This is a genomic window from Prochlorococcus marinus str. MIT 1214, assembly GCF_027359355.1.
Classification (GTDB): Bacteria; Cyanobacteriota; Cyanobacteriia; order PCC-6307; family Cyanobiaceae; genus Prochlorococcus_B; species Prochlorococcus_B marinus_F.
Genome location: NZ_CP114777.1, coordinates 580,213 through 595,255 on the forward strand (window position 1 = coordinate 580,213; position 15,043 = coordinate 595,255).

Consider the following 15,043-nt stretch of genomic DNA (forward strand, 5'->3'; position numbering starts at 1 on the left):
AATCAAATGAATACATCGAATTTAAAAACAAACAGAAGACCATTAGCAAGACTTTTAAGTAATCTTATAAGTCAAAAGCGTCTAATATATTCAGCTATTACTTGCTCTGTATTAAATAAATTTTTTGATCTTGCACCACCTGTATTGATAGGTATATCTGTTGATGTAGTAGTAAGAAAAGAAAGTTCATGGTTAGGTTCAATTGGCTTTAATACTGTTCCAGATCAGTTGATTGCACTTGCAATAATTTCATTTTTAATTTGGACAGCTGAATCATTCTTTGAATATTTATATGGATTATTGTGGAGAAATTTAGCTCAAAAGACACAGCACTATTTGAGAATCAAAGCATATGACCATTTACAAAAATTAGAGATGACATTCTTCGAATCAGATAATACAGGAAGGCTTTTGACCGTACTGAACGACGATATCAATCAACTAGAAAGGTTCTTGGATGAAGGGGCTAATAAAATTATTCAATTAATAATTACTGTTTTTATTGTTGGTGGGGCAATGATTTTATTAGCTCCTGGAATTGCATTGCTAGCATTCATCCCTATTCCATTTATTCTTTGGGGTTCGATTAATTTTCAAAAGAACCTAGCTCCTCGTTACCGTGAAGTCAGAGATAAAGCTGGAGATCTTGCTTCAAGACTTAATAATAACCTCAGTGGAATGCTTACTATTAAAAGTTTCGCTACTGAGGATTGGGAACTCGAAAGATTAAGACTCGATAGCAATTTATATCAAGAAAGTAATAGAAAGGCAATTAAATTATCAGCAGCATTTATCCCATTAATTAGATTCGCAATACTATTTGCATTCCTTGCAATATTAATTGCTGGAGGTTTCCAAACTTGGAAAGGATTAATGCCAGTGGGAACTTACAGTTTTTTAGTATTTATTACTCAAAGATTATTATGGCCCTTAACGACATTAGGTCATATTTTGGATGATTATCAAAGATCAATGGCCTCAACAAATAGAGTTTTAGATTTAATAGATACTCCAATAAAAATTAAAACTGGAAAAATCAAATTAGATCCTAATAATGTTCAAGGTCAAATCAAATTTAAAAATATTGATTTTACCTATAAAGGTCGGGCTCAAGTTATAAAAAACTTTAATTTAGATATTTTACCTGGGAAGAAGATAGGCATTGTAGGTGCCACCGGTTCTGGTAAAAGTACACTTGTAAAACTATTATTAAGGCTGTATAAAATCAGTAAAGGTTCAATAGAAATTGATGGGAACTCAATTGAAACATTCGATTTAAAAAGTTTACGAAGATGTATTGCATTAGTAAGTCAGGAAACATATTTATTCCAAGGAACAATTGAAGAGAATATTTCTTATGGATCACAAAATATTGATAAATCAAAAATCAAAAATGCTGCAGATATTGCCGAAGCAACAGAATTTATTAATCAACTTCCAGATGGGCTAAAAACAATAGTGGGAGAAAGAGGACAAAAATTATCTGGTGGACAAAGACAAAGAATAGCTATCGCAAGGGCAATCTTAAAAAACTCCCCAATATTAGTATTAGATGAGGCAACTGCATCCGTGGATAATGAAACTGAAGCCGCTATTCAAAGGTCTCTGAAGAAGATTACAAATAGTTGTACCACAATTGTTATTGCACATCGTTTAAGCACAGTAATAGATGCCGACGAAATCATAGTTTTGGATAAAGGAAAAATCATCGAGAAAGGAACACATGCTTCTCTCCTAAAAAATAGAGATTTCTATTACTACCTTTGGAAAATTCAAGCTGGTGAAAATAATACTTAAATTATATGAAAAAAGTAAAAGAACTAACAACTCTCTTAAAAGTATCTTGCATTTTTGACCAGCGTTGTTCACTAGTGCTAGCAGCAAGTGTATATAAATAACCTCTATCCACTACGACACTAGCGATTTCGTGCCTACTATTTTCTCCTAAATTTACAGAGTATTCAAGATCATAGAATTTGCGTTCATCAACTTCTCTCTCTGAAGCATCAATTAATTGAATAGGATTATTAGCATTTTTTTCACCGAAAAGTCTTTCCCCTACGGCATCCGCTCCACCCAAATCATCTAAAGCCACTTCTTTTTCCAATTTAGAAATAACAAGACTGAGAGTCTCATCGGAGTTGATCAAGTCATGGTAAACAACCTCTGGTCCATTATCGACAGCCACTCTCGTCCACCCTGTTGGGAAAAGGAAACCATATTGCCCATCTTGACTTTTAAAAGGTTCCAAGCCTGCAGCCCCCCCTGTAGAGCAAGCTCCGAGCGTCAAGATCAACGCTATAGCCATAATTGATTTAAAAGATGTTCGAAAAAAGTTGATCATTTTGGAGACTCAAGCATCACTATTTTGATACATTTCTAATTTAACTGACGGTAAACTTCTTTAAATTAGTGCAACCCAGATAAAACTCTGACTACATTCAAGTTAATTGCTTTTGAACTCTGAGCGGCTTCACTAAACCATTATCAAAATTAATTGATCAGTTTGAGCAATTGCCTGGTATCGGCCCAAGAACTGCTCAAAGATTAGCTCTTCATCTTTTGCGTCAGCCAGAAGACAAAATAAGATTATTTTCAGAAGCTCTAGTTAATGCGAAAAGTCAAGTAGGTCAATGTAAGACGTGCTTTCATTTAACTGCAGGAGAACAATGCGAAATTTGTTTAAACAAACAAAGAAATCATGAACTCATTTGCGTTGTTGCTGAGTCAAGAGATTTGCTTGCTCTTGAGCGCACTCGCGAGTACAAAGGTCTTTACCATGTAATTGGTGGATTAATTTCTCCGATGGATGGGATTGGGCCAGAAATGCTTGAAATATCAAGTCTTATCAAAAGAGTCGATAAAGAGAATATCAAAGAAGTCATCCTTGCACTCACACCAAGTATTGAGGGTGATACCACTAGTCTTTATGTGGGTAGATTATTAAAACCATTCACAAAAGTCACTCGTATTGCTTATGGACTTCCTGTTGGAAGTGAGTTGGAATATGCCGATGAGGTTACACTCTCGCGTGCTTTAGAAGGTCGTAGAGACTTAGATTAAACATCAAACATATGACAACAACAACAAGAAAAACAACAAAATATAGTAGCTTCCTCCCGGAAGAGCGTTTACCTAATTGGATCAAGCCATCTATAGGTAACGCAACTCAACTGGAAAAAGTTCAAAAGCTCGTAAAGGAAAACAGATTACATACAATCTGTGAGGAAGGTAGATGCCCGAATAGAGGAGAATGTTATGCCGCTGGTACAGCTACTTTTTTATTAGGCGGTTCAATATGTACAAGGAGCTGTGCTTTTTGCCAGGTAGAGAAAGGAAAGTCCCCCGAAAAAGTAAATATTTTTGAAGCAGAAAAAGTTGCAAATGCTGTTCAGGTCTTGAATCTCAAATATGTGGTTCTAACCGCAGTCGCAAGAGATGATTTGCCAGATCACGGTGCAAGTCTATTCACGACAACAATGGATGCAATTAGATCATTGAATCCTGATGTTGCAATAGAGGTACTAACACCTGATTTCTGGGGTGGAAGCAATAAGGACAATGTCGAAAAGCAAAGAGAGAGACTTAAGCTAGTTCTCTCAGCTAATCCTATTTGCTTCAACCATAATCTTGAAACTGTGAAGCGGCTTCAAAGTGACGTCAGAAGAGGTGCTACTTACGAACACTCACTCAACCTTCTCAAATTTGCTAGAGAAATCGATCCAAAGATTCCAACAAAATCAGGAATAATGCTTGGGCTGGGAGAAAAATTTTATGAAATAATTCAAACCCTTAAAGACCTTAGAGAAGTCGACTGTCAATATTTGACTATTGGTCAATATTTACGACCGTCACTTGCTCATATTCCCGTTTCTCATTATTGGTCGCCAACAAAATTCAATGATTTTGCTGAAATAGCAAAGGGATTAGGTTTTAAAAAAGTAAATAGCGGTCCTTTAGTAAGAAGCAGTTACCATGCGAATGAGACCTTAGATTAGTCTCCTTTAAATAGTTTTACTGACTCCGACCAACTCCTATAACTTCTTTCAAACACCTTCTCACAATTTGCTACCATAAATGCACCTGCACCTCCCCAAACAAGTCTCAAAGGTAAATCCAAGGGAGAAGATCCAACTTTACGTACAGTATTAAATCCACGCATACGAAAATAACGTTGCAAGATTTCATGCTGATTATTGTCATCGTAAATAGCCAATAATCTCGCACTGCGACATGGAGTCTCTTCTAAAGCCCATGCCATAGTTGCGGTCCAAATTAAATCACCTACTTTAAAGTTGGCATTACTTGCAACCTTCATCGTATCAAGCTGAAGACCTTTAGTATTTTGATAGGCCCATCCTTTCATTTCACCCAACAATTGGATTTTAGTATTACTAGTTTTTTGGCCAACAACTAGCTTAAACGACCAAATATTAAGAGGCCTCCTAACTTGTATTCGCAGCAACAAGCCCATATTAGATGCTTCTTTTTCTAATTGAGTTAAATTAGGATTAGTCATGAAGATGGCCATATAGAGTTTTCAGGTAGACGTTTCATTAATACATCAATTTGACGTTGTCTCTCTGCAAATCTAGCCCTATCGCTATCTGTAAATTTGTCAACACAAGCCTCACATTGCAACCCCTTAATGTACGTTGTTTTTTTTATATCCTCCGGAGATATGGGCAATCCACATGCATGACACATACGATATGAACCGGGTAATAGCTCATGGTCTAAAGAGACACGTTGATCAAAAACAAAGCACTCACCATTCCATAAACTATTCTTTAAGGGAACATCTTCTAGATATTTTAGTATTCCACCCTCAAGATGATGTACCTCGGGAAAGCCCTCTTCTATCAAATAAGAGGTAGCTTTTTCGCATCTTATACCACCCGTACAATACATCCCTATTTTTAGAGAGGGATTCTCTTCGATTAAAGGTTTTAAATGCTTTTGTACCCAAGCCGGAAATTCACGAAATGAGCTTGTATGAGGATTTAAAGCACCTTCAAAATTTCCAATTTTAATTTCATACTCATTGCGGGTATCAATAACGACAGTATTTGGATCTTCTAAAAACTCATTCCATTCCCCAGCTTTTATATATTTACCTACAGATTTAGTAGGATTAATTTGTTTTAGTCCAATCGTGACAATTTCTTTTTTCTTACGAGCTTTAAAGCGACGAAAAGCCTGCTTCTCACTCCAACTATATTTGACATTAATATCCGATATCTTTAAAAGTTTTTCTAAGGTTTCAATAAATTGAACTATCGCATTTTCAGTACCACAAACCGTACCGTTAACACCTTCACAAGCTAATAAAATAGTGCCTTTTATTTCCTGATTAGTTGCTAAGTTCGTTAGTTCTTCTTTGATTAAAAGAATTTCTTGGTCAATAATCGATATAAAATTGTAAAAAGCAGCAACTTTATATTTGAATTTCTTGAGGCTATCCTCTGTTTTCATACTTACTTATTCTTGAGAGAAATTGGCAGCGACTCCAGCATCGGCTAAAAGCTTACGGTCTGCCTCCACCTCCGGATTGCTAGTAGTCAAAAGAGTATCTCCATAAAATATAGAGTCCGCTCCTGATTGAAGACATAGTATCTGAGCTTCCCTACCTAATTGTTGTCTTCCTGCGCTAAGTCTAATTCGACTTTTAGGCATAATGATCCTTGCTGTCGCGACCATGCGCACCATCTCTAATGGATCAATAGAAGACAGATCCTCCATAGGTGTCCCCTTCACTGCAACTAACGCATTAATAGGTACACTCTCAGGATGAGGATCTAAAGTTGCTAAAACTTTAAGTAAAGATGCTCTATCGGAAACAGATTCGCCCATACCAATAATTCCACCACAGCACACTGTAATTCCTGCCATGCGTACTCTACTCAATGTTTCAAGTCGATCCTGATATGTTCTTGTTGAAATGATATTGGAATAATGTTCAGGACTAGTATCTAAATTGTGGTTATAGGCTGTTAAACCTGCTTCTGCCAATCTAGAGGCTTGAGAATCAGTAATCATTCCAGCTGTGACACATGCCTCAAGGCCAAGTTCTCGAACACCTTTGACCATTTCAAGCATTGAATCGAATGCTTTTCCGTCTTTAATCTCACGCCAAGCCCAACCCATACAAAATCGATCTGCTCCTGCATCCTTAGCCGCTCTTGCCCTATCAAGAACTGACTCAACTTGGAGTACAGGGTTAGGTTGAACCGTTGTTTCGTTATGTACAGATTGGGGACAGTATGCACAGTCTTCTGAGCATCCTCCTGTCTTCACACTTAGTAGGGAAGCAAGTTGAACTTTATAACCTGGATTGTAAGACCTATGAACTATTTGAGCTCTCCACAATAAATCCATCAATGGTAAATCAAGTATCTCTTTGATTTCATCTAAAGACCAATCATGTCTAATATCTCCACCCTTTATGGAATTAAAATCTAAGTATGATTCATCTTGGAAAGTGAATTTATTAGATTCCTGAATATTAGGATTAATTAACGTCATAAAAGAATTTGAATATGAAAAATTTAACTGCTATATAGTTTTAGCTGATAATCTATAAAAAATCATAGAAATCAAAATATTCAATTGTTTTAGTTATACCCCACCAAATCGCCTTCTTCTAGACTGATAGTCTAGTAAAGCATTCGCAAGAGTATCTGCATTAAAATCTGGCCATAACACATCTGTGACATGGATTTCAGCATAAGCCAATTGCCACAATAGAAAATTACTTATTCTTTTTTCACCACTAGTCCTAATAAGTAAGTCTGGATCAACCTCACTGGCAGTAAATAATTCCGAAGCAAATACATTTTCATCGATTAAAGAAGGATCTAATTCACCTTTAACAGATCGCTCTGCCAATTTTTGAGCAGCACGTACTAATTCTCGTCGTCCTCCATAGTTAGTACAAACATTAAGATGAATACCCTTATTACTAGAAGTTGATTCAACGGACTCTTTTATTAAGTCCTTTAATGAAATGGGTAATGGGTCGAGGTCACCCAGAAAATTAATTTTTACTTTTTCAAGTTTTAAATTACTCAATTCACGCTTAAGAACACTTTCAAAAAGTGTCATCAAAAAATTAACTTCTTCACTAGGTCTGGACCAATTTTCAGTTGAGAACGCATAAACAGTTAAAGCTCCTATTCCCCAATTACTACATAAATGCAAAGTGGTTTTTAGAGCCTCAACGCCAGCAGTATGTCCAATTGTTCTTGGCAAACCTTTTGCTTTTGCCCATCTACCATTTCCATCCATGATTACCGCAATATGATCGGGCATGCGAAGACGGTCTAAATCTTTAGGCAATGGGGATACCTGTCTAGAATTCTCAGTTCTTGTTACTGAAGGGTAAGTCACTTCAACGACTCCTTGCTGTCATTGATTGTTCCAAGATTAGCTCTGGATTGAGCAACTTTAGATTCAATATTAGAGGAGGTTGTTTTCAATGAAGAATTAATGTTGGTGGACTTAGATGATGATGAATTTGAAGGATCCAACAATTCCTTCAAAAGGTCAAGCAACCGACTACTCGTAATAGGTCTTTCGAGTCGTCCTTGACTAGCTAATGACAAGGTACCTGATTCTTCTGAAACTACAACACAAATACATCGATCGAATCGTTCTGTTATCCCTAGGGCCGCCAAATGTCTAGTACCATATCTACTAATTCCTTGCCTTGAAAGAGGCAAGATTACTCCTGCTGAAATAATTCTATTTCCCTTTACCAAAACAGCTCCGTCGTGAAGAGGAGTATCTGCCGCAAAAAGATTTAATAACAATTCAGATGACAACTGAGCATCTAACGGCACTCCTGGGAAAAGGAAATCTTCAGGACGTAAATCACTACCCATATCAACAACAATTAATGCTCCTTTTCTATTTTGAGACAAACGTCCCGCTGCTTCGGTTAATTGAGCGAAAGTATTAGAACTTGCCCTAAATTCTTTTTGAGTATTTCCAAGAATCACAGCTAAACGTCCAGTACCTAATAATTCCATTAATCTCCTTAATTCTCCTTGCCATAGAATTGCCAAAGATAATGAGCAAGCCAAAACCAAAGCATTAACAAGTTCTGAAGTAATTGGTAAATTTGCAAACCTTTGAACAAACCAGGCTAATGAAACCAAAAAGAGATAACCTCTCAAAAGCCATAATGTTCTTTGTTCTTTAACTCTTGTAAAAAGAAGCACTCCAAAAGAAGAAGCAAACAAGACATCAAGGAGAACACGCAAGTTTATAAGCCACCAAGAATTCACTCCTACACTCCAACGTTATTTCAACTTACCTAATACTTGGGAATAAAGCGATCAGGTAATACATCTAATTGCAATAGATCTTCAGGAAGCTCTCTCCTTTGCATCAACTCGGCGGAACCTTTACCAACCAAAACTGTCGCAGGTCTAGGAATTCTGTTGTAATTGGAACTCATTGAATAGTTATATGCACCTGTTCCAAACACAGCAAGAAAGTCTCCGCTTTTACAAGACGGAAGTAGAAAATCTTTTAATAAAACATCTCCAGACTCACAATGCTTACCAGCGATAGTAACTTTTTCAAAATTCTTACTTAATGGTTTATCTACTAAACAGGCACTATATAAAGACTGGTAAGTTATTGGACGAGGATTATCACTCATCCCTCCATCAACAGATAAATAAGTCCTAATACCTGGAACAACTTTCTTAGCTCCAATCTTATAAATAGTGAGCCCTGAATTAGCGACAAGAGATCTTCCAGGTTCACACATTAATCTTGGCAAATCTAGATTTCTTTCCCTGCAGGCCTCAACAACAGCATGAGAAATAACTTCGACCCATTTTTCAATAGAAGGAGGTTTATCTTCTTTCACATATTTGATCCCTAGACCACCGCCAACATTGAGATCAACTATTGGATGACCAATTTCCTGAGCAAGCTTTAAAGCATCAGCCATAACTCCAGCAAGATCAATATGGGGTTGAACCTCAAAAATTTGAGAACCTATATGTGCATGTAAACCAGCTAAATATGCCCAATTATATTTTTTTAATTCTTCTAAAACTGACTTAAGTTCATCGGGGTCGAAACCAAATTTACTATCTAAATGACCAGTCCTTATATACTCATGAGTATGGCATTCAATGCCAGGAGTAAACCGCAACATTAACTTTGCTGGTTTTTTATCAGAAGCAATGTTTTTTAACAACTCAATATCGTGATAATTATCTAAAACAATCGTCACATTATTTTTGTAGGCAAATTTCAATTCATCATGAGACTTGTTATTTCCATGAAAAACAATATTTTTCCCTTTTACACCGCCCTTTAAGGCAGTAAGTAATTCACCTTCTGATACTGCATCAAGTCCAAACCCCTCAGAAGCAACAACGGCACAAATAGCTAGTGAGCTATTAGCTTTTGAAGCATATAAAGGGAGTGATTCTCCTGGATAATGTTTTTTTAAGGAAGAAATATAAGTTTTGCATGCAGTCCTAAGTGACAACTCATCAAAAACATATAAAGGTGTGCCATATTTTTTTGCGAGTTCACTAAGTTGACATCCACCAACAACTAATTTTTTATTCTCATTAATTTCTGAAGAAAGAGGAGCTATATTTCGATTTGGACTATCTATATCAAGATTGGGTTCAAAAGCCTTTGATCCGTGCATAGAAATTTTTTACTTTAATATCTAACTAATCTAGAGATCAATCAACCAATTAGTATTCTTTTTAAAGAAAGAAGGATTAATTAATTAATAGTTAGATATGAATCTCACAATAATTGAACTTGGGATAATGAATTTAAATGAATGCGTGGATCTAGATCAAAAATCATTAAATGGTCTTTGGACAAAACCTCAATGGGAAAAAGAACTCATTGACCCTAAAAGGATTTGTCTTGGAATCATAGAATTGAAAACTAAAAAACTTTTAGGCATATGTTCCGCATGGTTAGTAATAGACGAATTACACATAACTTTTATAGCCGTTCATCCATTTCATCAAAGAAAAGGACTAGGAAGATTTCTTTTGACAAATTTAATCAAGCGTTCAAAATCACTTCAAACAAATAGCATACATTTAGAAGTTAAAAACAATAACGAGACAGCTAAAGCTTTTTACAAATCCATGGGTTTCAAAACAGTGGGTTATAGATCTAATCTTTATAAAGATGGAAGTGATGCTCTTATTCTCAAAAAAGAAACCAATAACAAATCATAAAATCAATAATTAAGTACGGTTTACCGAAATCCAAAACAAATAAATAGGCTTTTCATTGCATCAATTAATACTTTTAATTATTTTTCAACGAACACTTAATATTTACCCTTTATAAAAAAAAACCTAACCGTACACATTTCACACTTAACCCTGATAAATTAGATTAAATAGTTATCGGCAAAAGGTAAATGTTTGAGAGGTTTACAGAAAAGGCAATAAAAGTGATCATGCTTGCGCAAGAAGAGGCAAGGCGCCTTGGGCATAATTTTGTTGGAACAGAACAAATCCTTCTGGGTCTAATAGGTGAAGGTACTGGGGTGGCAGCTAAAGTTCTCAAATCAATGGGTGTCAACTTAAAAGATTCAAGAGTAGAAGTTGAAAAAATAATAGGAAGAGGATCAGGATTCGTTGCGGTAGAAATCCCTTTCACACCAAGAGCAAAACGCGTATTAGAACTTTCATTAGAAGAAGCCCGTCAACTCGGTCATAATTACATTGGCACCGAACATTTATTACTTGGGCTTATTAGAGAGGGCGAGGGGGTTGCGGCAAGAGTTCTTGAAAATTTAGGTGTTGATCTAACAAAAGTCAGGACACAAGTTGTACGAATGCTTGGTGAAACCGCAGAAGTTACAACAGGGGCAGGTTCGTCTAAAGGGTCAGCGAAAACGGCAACACTTGACGAGTTTGGAACAAACCTTACTCAATTAGCTAGTGAATCAAAGCTCGACCCAGTAGTGGGAAGACATTCAGAAATTGATCGTGTAATTCAAATATTGGGAAGAAGAACAAAAAACAATCCTGTTTTAATAGGCGAGCCGGGAGTAGGGAAAACAGCCATAGCAGAAGGACTTGCCCAAAGAATTCAACAAGGAAATATTCCTGATATACTTGAAGAAAAAAGAGTATTAACTCTTGATATTGGTTTACTCGTAGCAGGCACTAAATATAGAGGAGAATTTGAAGAAAGACTAAAAAAAATAATGGAAGAAATTAAATCTGCCGGAAACGTAATTCTAGTAATTGATGAAGTCCATACATTAATTGGAGCAGGTGCCGCGGAAGGAGCAATAGACGCTGCAAATATATTAAAGCCTGCTTTAGCAAGAGGAGAACTTCAATGTATTGGGGCTACGACCCTTGATGAGTATCGCAAGCATATTGAAAGAGATGCTGCATTAGAACGAAGATTCCAGCCTGTAATGATTGGAGAACCTTCCATAAAAGATACAATTGAAATCCTTAAAGGGTTAAGAGAGAGATATGAACAACATCACAGATTGAAAATCACTGATGAAGCTCTAGACGCTGCTGCGAATCTTGGAGATAGATATATCTCAGATCGCTTTTTACCTGATAAAGCTATAGACCTAATAGATGAAGCAGGCAGTAGAGTCAGATTACTCAACTCCAAGTTGCCACCAGAGGCAAAAGAAGTTGATAAAGAATTAAGGAAAGTGCAAAAGAGTAAAGAAGAAGCAGTCAGAGATCAAAATTTCACCCAAGCAGGGGAGCTTAGAGAAAAAGAAGTTGAACTTAGAGATAAAATCAGAAATCTTTTGCAGAATATAAGACAAAAAAACTCATCAAACGAAAGTCCTGAACCTAATAATGTTCCAGAGAAAAACAGTGAAAATGCCGAACAAGTTATTGCTCAGTCTGATGAATTAAAAATTTCTCAGCCTGTAGTTAATGAAGAAGATATTGCTCATATTGTTGCCTCATGGACTGGCGTACCTGTCCAGAAATTAACTGAAAGTGAATCAGTCAAACTTCTAAATATGGAAGAGACATTACATCAAAGACTTATTGGTCAAGACGAAGCTGTCAAAGCTGTTTCAAAAGCAATTAGAAGAGCAAGAGTTGGCCTAAAGAATCCAAATAGACCAATTGCTAGTTTTATTTTTTCTGGTCCAACGGGAGTAGGGAAGACTGAACTTACTAAAGCGTTAGCGGCATATTTCTTTGGTAGTGAAGAAGCAATGATACGTCTAGATATGTCTGAGTTTATGGAAAGACACACAGTTAGTAAATTAATAGGCTCTCCTCCTGGCTACGTAGGTTTCAATGAAGGTGGGCAGCTAACAGAAGCTGTTAGAAGAAGACCCTATACTGTCGTGTTATTCGATGAAATAGAAAAAGCTCATCCAGACGTATTTAATCTTCTCCTTCAATTACTAGAGGAAGGAAGGTTAACCGATTCAAAAGGAAGAACTGTTGATTTCAAAAATACTTTAATAATAATGACCTCTAATATTGGATCTAAAGTTATAGAAAAAGGCGGCGGAGGTTTGGGATTTGAATTCTCAGGTGAGAATTTAGAAGATACTCAATACAATCGAATTAAATCACTGGTAAATGAAGAATTAAAGCAATATTTCCGACCTGAATTCCTTAACAGATTAGATGAAATAATTGTGTTCAGACAGCTCTCTAGAAACGAAGTGAAAGACATTGCAGAAATAATGTTAAAAGAAGTATTCTTAAGGATAAAAGAAAAAGGAATATCTTTAACTGTTTCAGATGATTTCAAAGAAAGATTAGTTGAAGAAGGATACAATCCTTCTTATGGAGCAAGACCTTTAAGAAGAGCTGTAATGAGGTTGTTAGAAGATAGTCTTGCTGAAGAAGTTTTATCTGGAAGGATAAAAGATGGAGATAAAGCAGAGGTAGATATTGATGAAAGTAAAAAAGTAATTGTTAAGCATCTTGGGAAAGATAGTTCCATGCCAGAATTAGCTAGTGCCTCTGTTTAACTTTAAATAGATCAGTTAAATGTCTATAAATAATCACAGCATTTCACCTTCAAAGGTAGTTAGAGGTGATGGGGCATGGTTTAAATCTTTGGAGCTAATAACTAAATTATGCAAAAGGCCTTTGATAATAGGTAGAAGTAGCTCTACCAAAGAAATAAGAACTTCATTTGAAAAAGATCTACTATTAAAAGGTATTAAATCAATTTCAATTGAGTTAAATCATGATTGCTGTGAATTAGATATCCAGAAAGCATGTCTAATCTCAAAAAACAATAATTGCGATGGGATTATTGCAGCAGGAGGTGGAAAAGTACTTGATGCCGGAAAATTAATTGCTGATTTACTTAGCATCAATTGTATTACTGTGCCATTAAGTGCTTCCACATGTGCAGGATGGACGGCTTTATCTAATATTTATACCCCCGATGGCAAATTCGTAAAAGATATAACTTTAAAAACCTGTCCAAACTTATTGATATTTGATCACACAATTGTTAGAGCCGCCCCACCAAGAACCCTTGCCAGCGGCATGGCAGATGCTGTCGCAAAATGGTATGAATCATCCTTAACAAGCACTACAAGTTCAGATGGTTTTGTACAACAAGCAGTTCAGATGGCTAGGGTTTTGCGAGATCAATTATTTTTAAACGGCTACAAAGCTTTCTTAGATCCATTAAGCAATTCTTGGGAAACTGTTGCAGAAGGATGTGCTCTTACTGCTGGAATGATAGGAGGACTTGGGGGTGCCAGATGCAGAACTGCAGCAGCTCATCCAATTCACAATGGATTAACACAACTTTCTTACACTAACAAACCACTTCATGGTGAACTTGTTGGATTTGGTCTGCTAGTACAATTACATTTGGAAGAGAGAAATTCAAACAGTCAATTACCGAAACAAGCCAAGTCACAACTTATAGATTTCTTCTCTAAAATAAATCTCCCTCTTTCATTTGAGTCTATTTGTCCTAGAAATTCGACCGCGAATGAAATCCATAAAGCCTGTAAATTTGCCTGCAATGCTAACTCTGATATACATCAATTACCTTTCCCAATAAATGAAAATGATCTCTTCGAAGCAATTCAAAGCTTTCAATCCTTACCTCCACGCTCCAAAATAATAATAAATAATACTTAAGAGAATTGAATCAAGAAAAAAATAAAAATATAGATAAAATAAATGCTACTAAGGCATATATCAATGAAATAAAAGATCAAATTATTGACAAACAAGCAAGTACACTTTTTGAAGATCTAAAATGGATACAACTGAAAGATATTTCACGAAATAAATCAGATTTATTTCCAATAGTTTTAACAGGTAAAGGAGAAAGAATTCTTCTTATTCATGGTTTTGACAGCTGCTTTCTTGAATTTAGACGCCTTACACCTTTTCTAAAAAAGAATAATAAACTAATCATTCCAGATTTATATGGATTCGGCTTTTGTCCTAGATCTAGTGGCAATCAATATGGATTTAAATATTTAATGAAACATTTGAATTCTGTTTTAGACTATTTTGCAAAGAATCAACCCATAGGCGTCATAGGTGCCTCAATGGGTGGAGCTTTAGCCCTTGAGCTCGCTAGACAGAACCCAAATAAAATCAATAAATTACTACTTTTATCACCAGCAGGTTTAGCAGGCAAAAACCCAAAAATTCCATGGCCCTTTAATCATTTGGGAGCCTTTTTCCTTAGTCAACCCTTTGTTCGTAGGGGATTATGTAGGCAGGCATTCGCAGACCCAACAAATAGTGTTGGTCCTGCAGAAGAACAAATCGCATCCATTCATCTAAAAGTTCCTGGTTGGCAATCATCATTAGCAGATTTTGCAGCAGATGGAGGCGTATCTGATTGCGGGCTCCCAAAACCAACTCAACCACTTAAAATTATTTTAGGGAAATTTGACAGAATCATTCCAAAAAATGAAAAGGAAAAAACCAACAGGAACTATAACTCGAACATAGAAATAGCAACAAATTCAGGACATCTTCCACATTTAGAAGAACCAAAATTAGTTTCTGAAGCTTGGGAAAAATTAAAAAAATAA

General features: G+C 36.0%; 14 protein-coding genes. 7 read left to right on the forward strand and 7 right to left on the reverse strand.

Annotated features, from left to right (window positions below; translation table 11 throughout):
- Nucleotides 1-6 precede the first annotated feature (6 nt).
- A complete protein-coding gene (locus O5639_RS03705; protein ID WP_269625138.1) occupies nt 7-1,797 on the forward strand; it encodes an ABC transporter ATP-binding protein in 1,791 nt (596 codons plus the stop codon).
- A gap of 1 nt (nt 1,798) precedes the next feature.
- Here O5639_RS03705 and psbP read toward each other — a convergent pair whose 3' ends face one another.
- On the reverse strand, nt 1,799-2,344 hold the full coding sequence (gene psbP / locus O5639_RS03710) for a photosystem II reaction center PsbP (RefSeq protein ID WP_269625139.1): 546 nt from the start codon (nt 2,342-2,344) through the stop codon (nt 1,799-1,801).
- Between the two features lie 119 nt (nt 2,345-2,463).
- On the opposite strand from psbP, the gene recR reads away from it, so the two are divergent.
- Together recR and lipA are read left to right on the forward strand one after the other, a co-directional pair.
- A complete protein-coding gene (gene recR, locus O5639_RS03715) occupies nt 2,464-3,063 on the forward strand; it encodes a recombination mediator RecR (protein ID WP_269625511.1) in 600 nt (199 codons plus the stop codon).
- Between the two features lie 11 nt (nt 3,064-3,074).
- Nucleotides 3,075-3,998, forward strand: a complete 924-nt coding sequence (lipA, locus tag O5639_RS03720; protein WP_269625140.1) for a lipoyl synthase — start codon at nt 3,075-3,077, stop codon at nt 3,996-3,998.
- On the opposite strand, the gene O5639_RS03725 is transcribed toward lipA, so the two are convergent.
- From O5639_RS03725 to lysA, 6 genes are all read right to left on the reverse strand, one after another.
- On the reverse strand, nt 3,995-4,519 hold the full coding sequence (locus O5639_RS03725) for a hypothetical protein (protein ID WP_269625141.1): 525 nt from the start codon (nt 4,517-4,519) through the stop codon (nt 3,995-3,997). The two genes, lipA and O5639_RS03725, sit on opposite strands and share 4 nt — an antisense overlap.
- Complete coding sequence (locus O5639_RS03730) at nt 4,516-5,475, reverse strand: rhodanese-related sulfurtransferase (RefSeq protein WP_269625142.1); 960 nt, start codon at nt 5,473-5,475, stop codon at nt 4,516-4,518. The genes O5639_RS03725 and O5639_RS03730 overlap by 4 nt, the downstream gene beginning before the upstream one ends.
- Before the next feature lie 6 nt (nt 5,476-5,481).
- Nucleotides 5,482-6,525 (reverse strand): biotin synthase BioB, encoded by a 1,044-nt coding sequence (gene bioB, locus O5639_RS03735; protein ID WP_269625143.1) that lies wholly within the window; start codon nt 6,523-6,525, stop codon nt 5,482-5,484.
- Nucleotides 6,526-6,618: 93 nt separating this feature from the next.
- On the reverse strand, nt 6,619-7,389 hold the full coding sequence (locus O5639_RS03740) for an isoprenyl transferase (RefSeq protein WP_269625144.1): 771 nt from the start codon (nt 7,387-7,389) through the stop codon (nt 6,619-6,621).
- Nucleotides 7,386-8,288 carry a diadenylate cyclase CdaA gene (cdaA, locus tag O5639_RS03745; RefSeq protein WP_269625145.1) on the reverse strand — a complete coding sequence of 301 codons (903 nt, stop codon included), beginning with the start codon at nt 8,286-8,288 and terminating at the stop codon, nt 7,386-7,388. Before cdaA ends, O5639_RS03740 begins: the two co-directional genes overlap by 4 nt.
- A 29-nt stretch (nt 8,289-8,317) precedes the next feature.
- Nucleotides 8,318-9,682 carry a diaminopimelate decarboxylase gene (gene lysA / locus O5639_RS03750; protein ID WP_269625146.1) on the reverse strand — a complete coding sequence of 455 codons (1,365 nt, stop codon included), beginning with the start codon at nt 9,680-9,682 and terminating at the stop codon, nt 8,318-8,320.
- A gap of 97 nt (nt 9,683-9,779) precedes the next feature.
- On the opposite strand from lysA, the gene rimI reads away from it, so the two are divergent.
- The 4 genes from rimI (at nt 9,780) to O5639_RS03770 (ending at nt 15,043) form a co-directional block, all read left to right on the forward strand.
- On the forward strand, nt 9,780-10,235 hold the full coding sequence (gene rimI / locus O5639_RS03755; protein ID WP_269625147.1) for a ribosomal protein S18-alanine N-acetyltransferase: 456 nt from the start codon (nt 9,780-9,782) through the stop codon (nt 10,233-10,235).
- A 188-nt stretch (nt 10,236-10,423) separates the two neighbouring features.
- Nucleotides 10,424-12,991, forward strand: a complete 2,568-nt coding sequence (locus tag O5639_RS03760; protein WP_269625148.1) for an ATP-dependent Clp protease ATP-binding subunit — start codon at nt 10,424-10,426, stop codon at nt 12,989-12,991.
- 19 nt (nt 12,992-13,010) lie between these two features.
- Nucleotides 13,011-14,129: an iron-containing alcohol dehydrogenase family protein gene (locus tag O5639_RS03765; protein WP_269625149.1), complete on the forward strand. Its 1,119-nt coding sequence runs from the start codon at nt 13,011-13,013 to the stop codon at nt 14,127-14,129.
- 5 nt (nt 14,130-14,134) lie between these two features.
- Complete coding sequence (locus tag O5639_RS03770; RefSeq protein WP_269625150.1) at nt 14,135-15,043, forward strand: alpha/beta fold hydrolase; 909 nt, start codon at nt 14,135-14,137, stop codon at nt 15,041-15,043.

Excerpts from the sequence above, each read along its gene's own strand:
- O5639_RS03705 (WP_269625138.1), top strand. The coding sequence starts at position 7 with ATGAATACATCGAATTTAAAAACAAACAGAAGACCATTAGCAAGACTT.
- psbP (WP_269625139.1), bottom strand. The coding sequence starts at position 2,344 with ATGATCAACTTTTTTCGAACATCTTTTAAATCAATTATGGCTATAGCG.
- lipA (WP_269625140.1), top strand. The coding sequence starts at position 3,075 with ATGACAACAACAACAAGAAAAACAACAAAATATAGTAGCTTCCTCCCG.
- O5639_RS03725 (WP_269625141.1), bottom strand. The coding sequence starts at position 4,519 with ATGACTAATCCTAATTTAACTCAATTAGAAAAAGAAGCATCTAATATG.
- O5639_RS03730 (WP_269625142.1), bottom strand. The coding sequence starts at position 5,475 with ATGAAAACAGAGGATAGCCTCAAGAAATTCAAATATAAAGTTGCTGCT.
- bioB (WP_269625143.1), bottom strand. The coding sequence starts at position 6,525 with ATGACGTTAATTAATCCTAATATTCAGGAATCTAATAAATTCACTTTC.
- lysA (WP_269625146.1), bottom strand. The coding sequence starts at position 9,682 with ATGCACGGATCAAAGGCTTTTGAACCCAATCTTGATATAGATAGTCCA.
- rimI (WP_269625147.1), top strand. The coding sequence starts at position 9,780 with ATGAATCTCACAATAATTGAACTTGGGATAATGAATTTAAATGAATGC.
- O5639_RS03760 (WP_269625148.1), top strand. The coding sequence starts at position 10,424 with ATGTTTGAGAGGTTTACAGAAAAGGCAATAAAAGTGATCATGCTTGCG.
- O5639_RS03765 (WP_269625149.1), top strand. The coding sequence starts at position 13,011 with ATGTCTATAAATAATCACAGCATTTCACCTTCAAAGGTAGTTAGAGGT.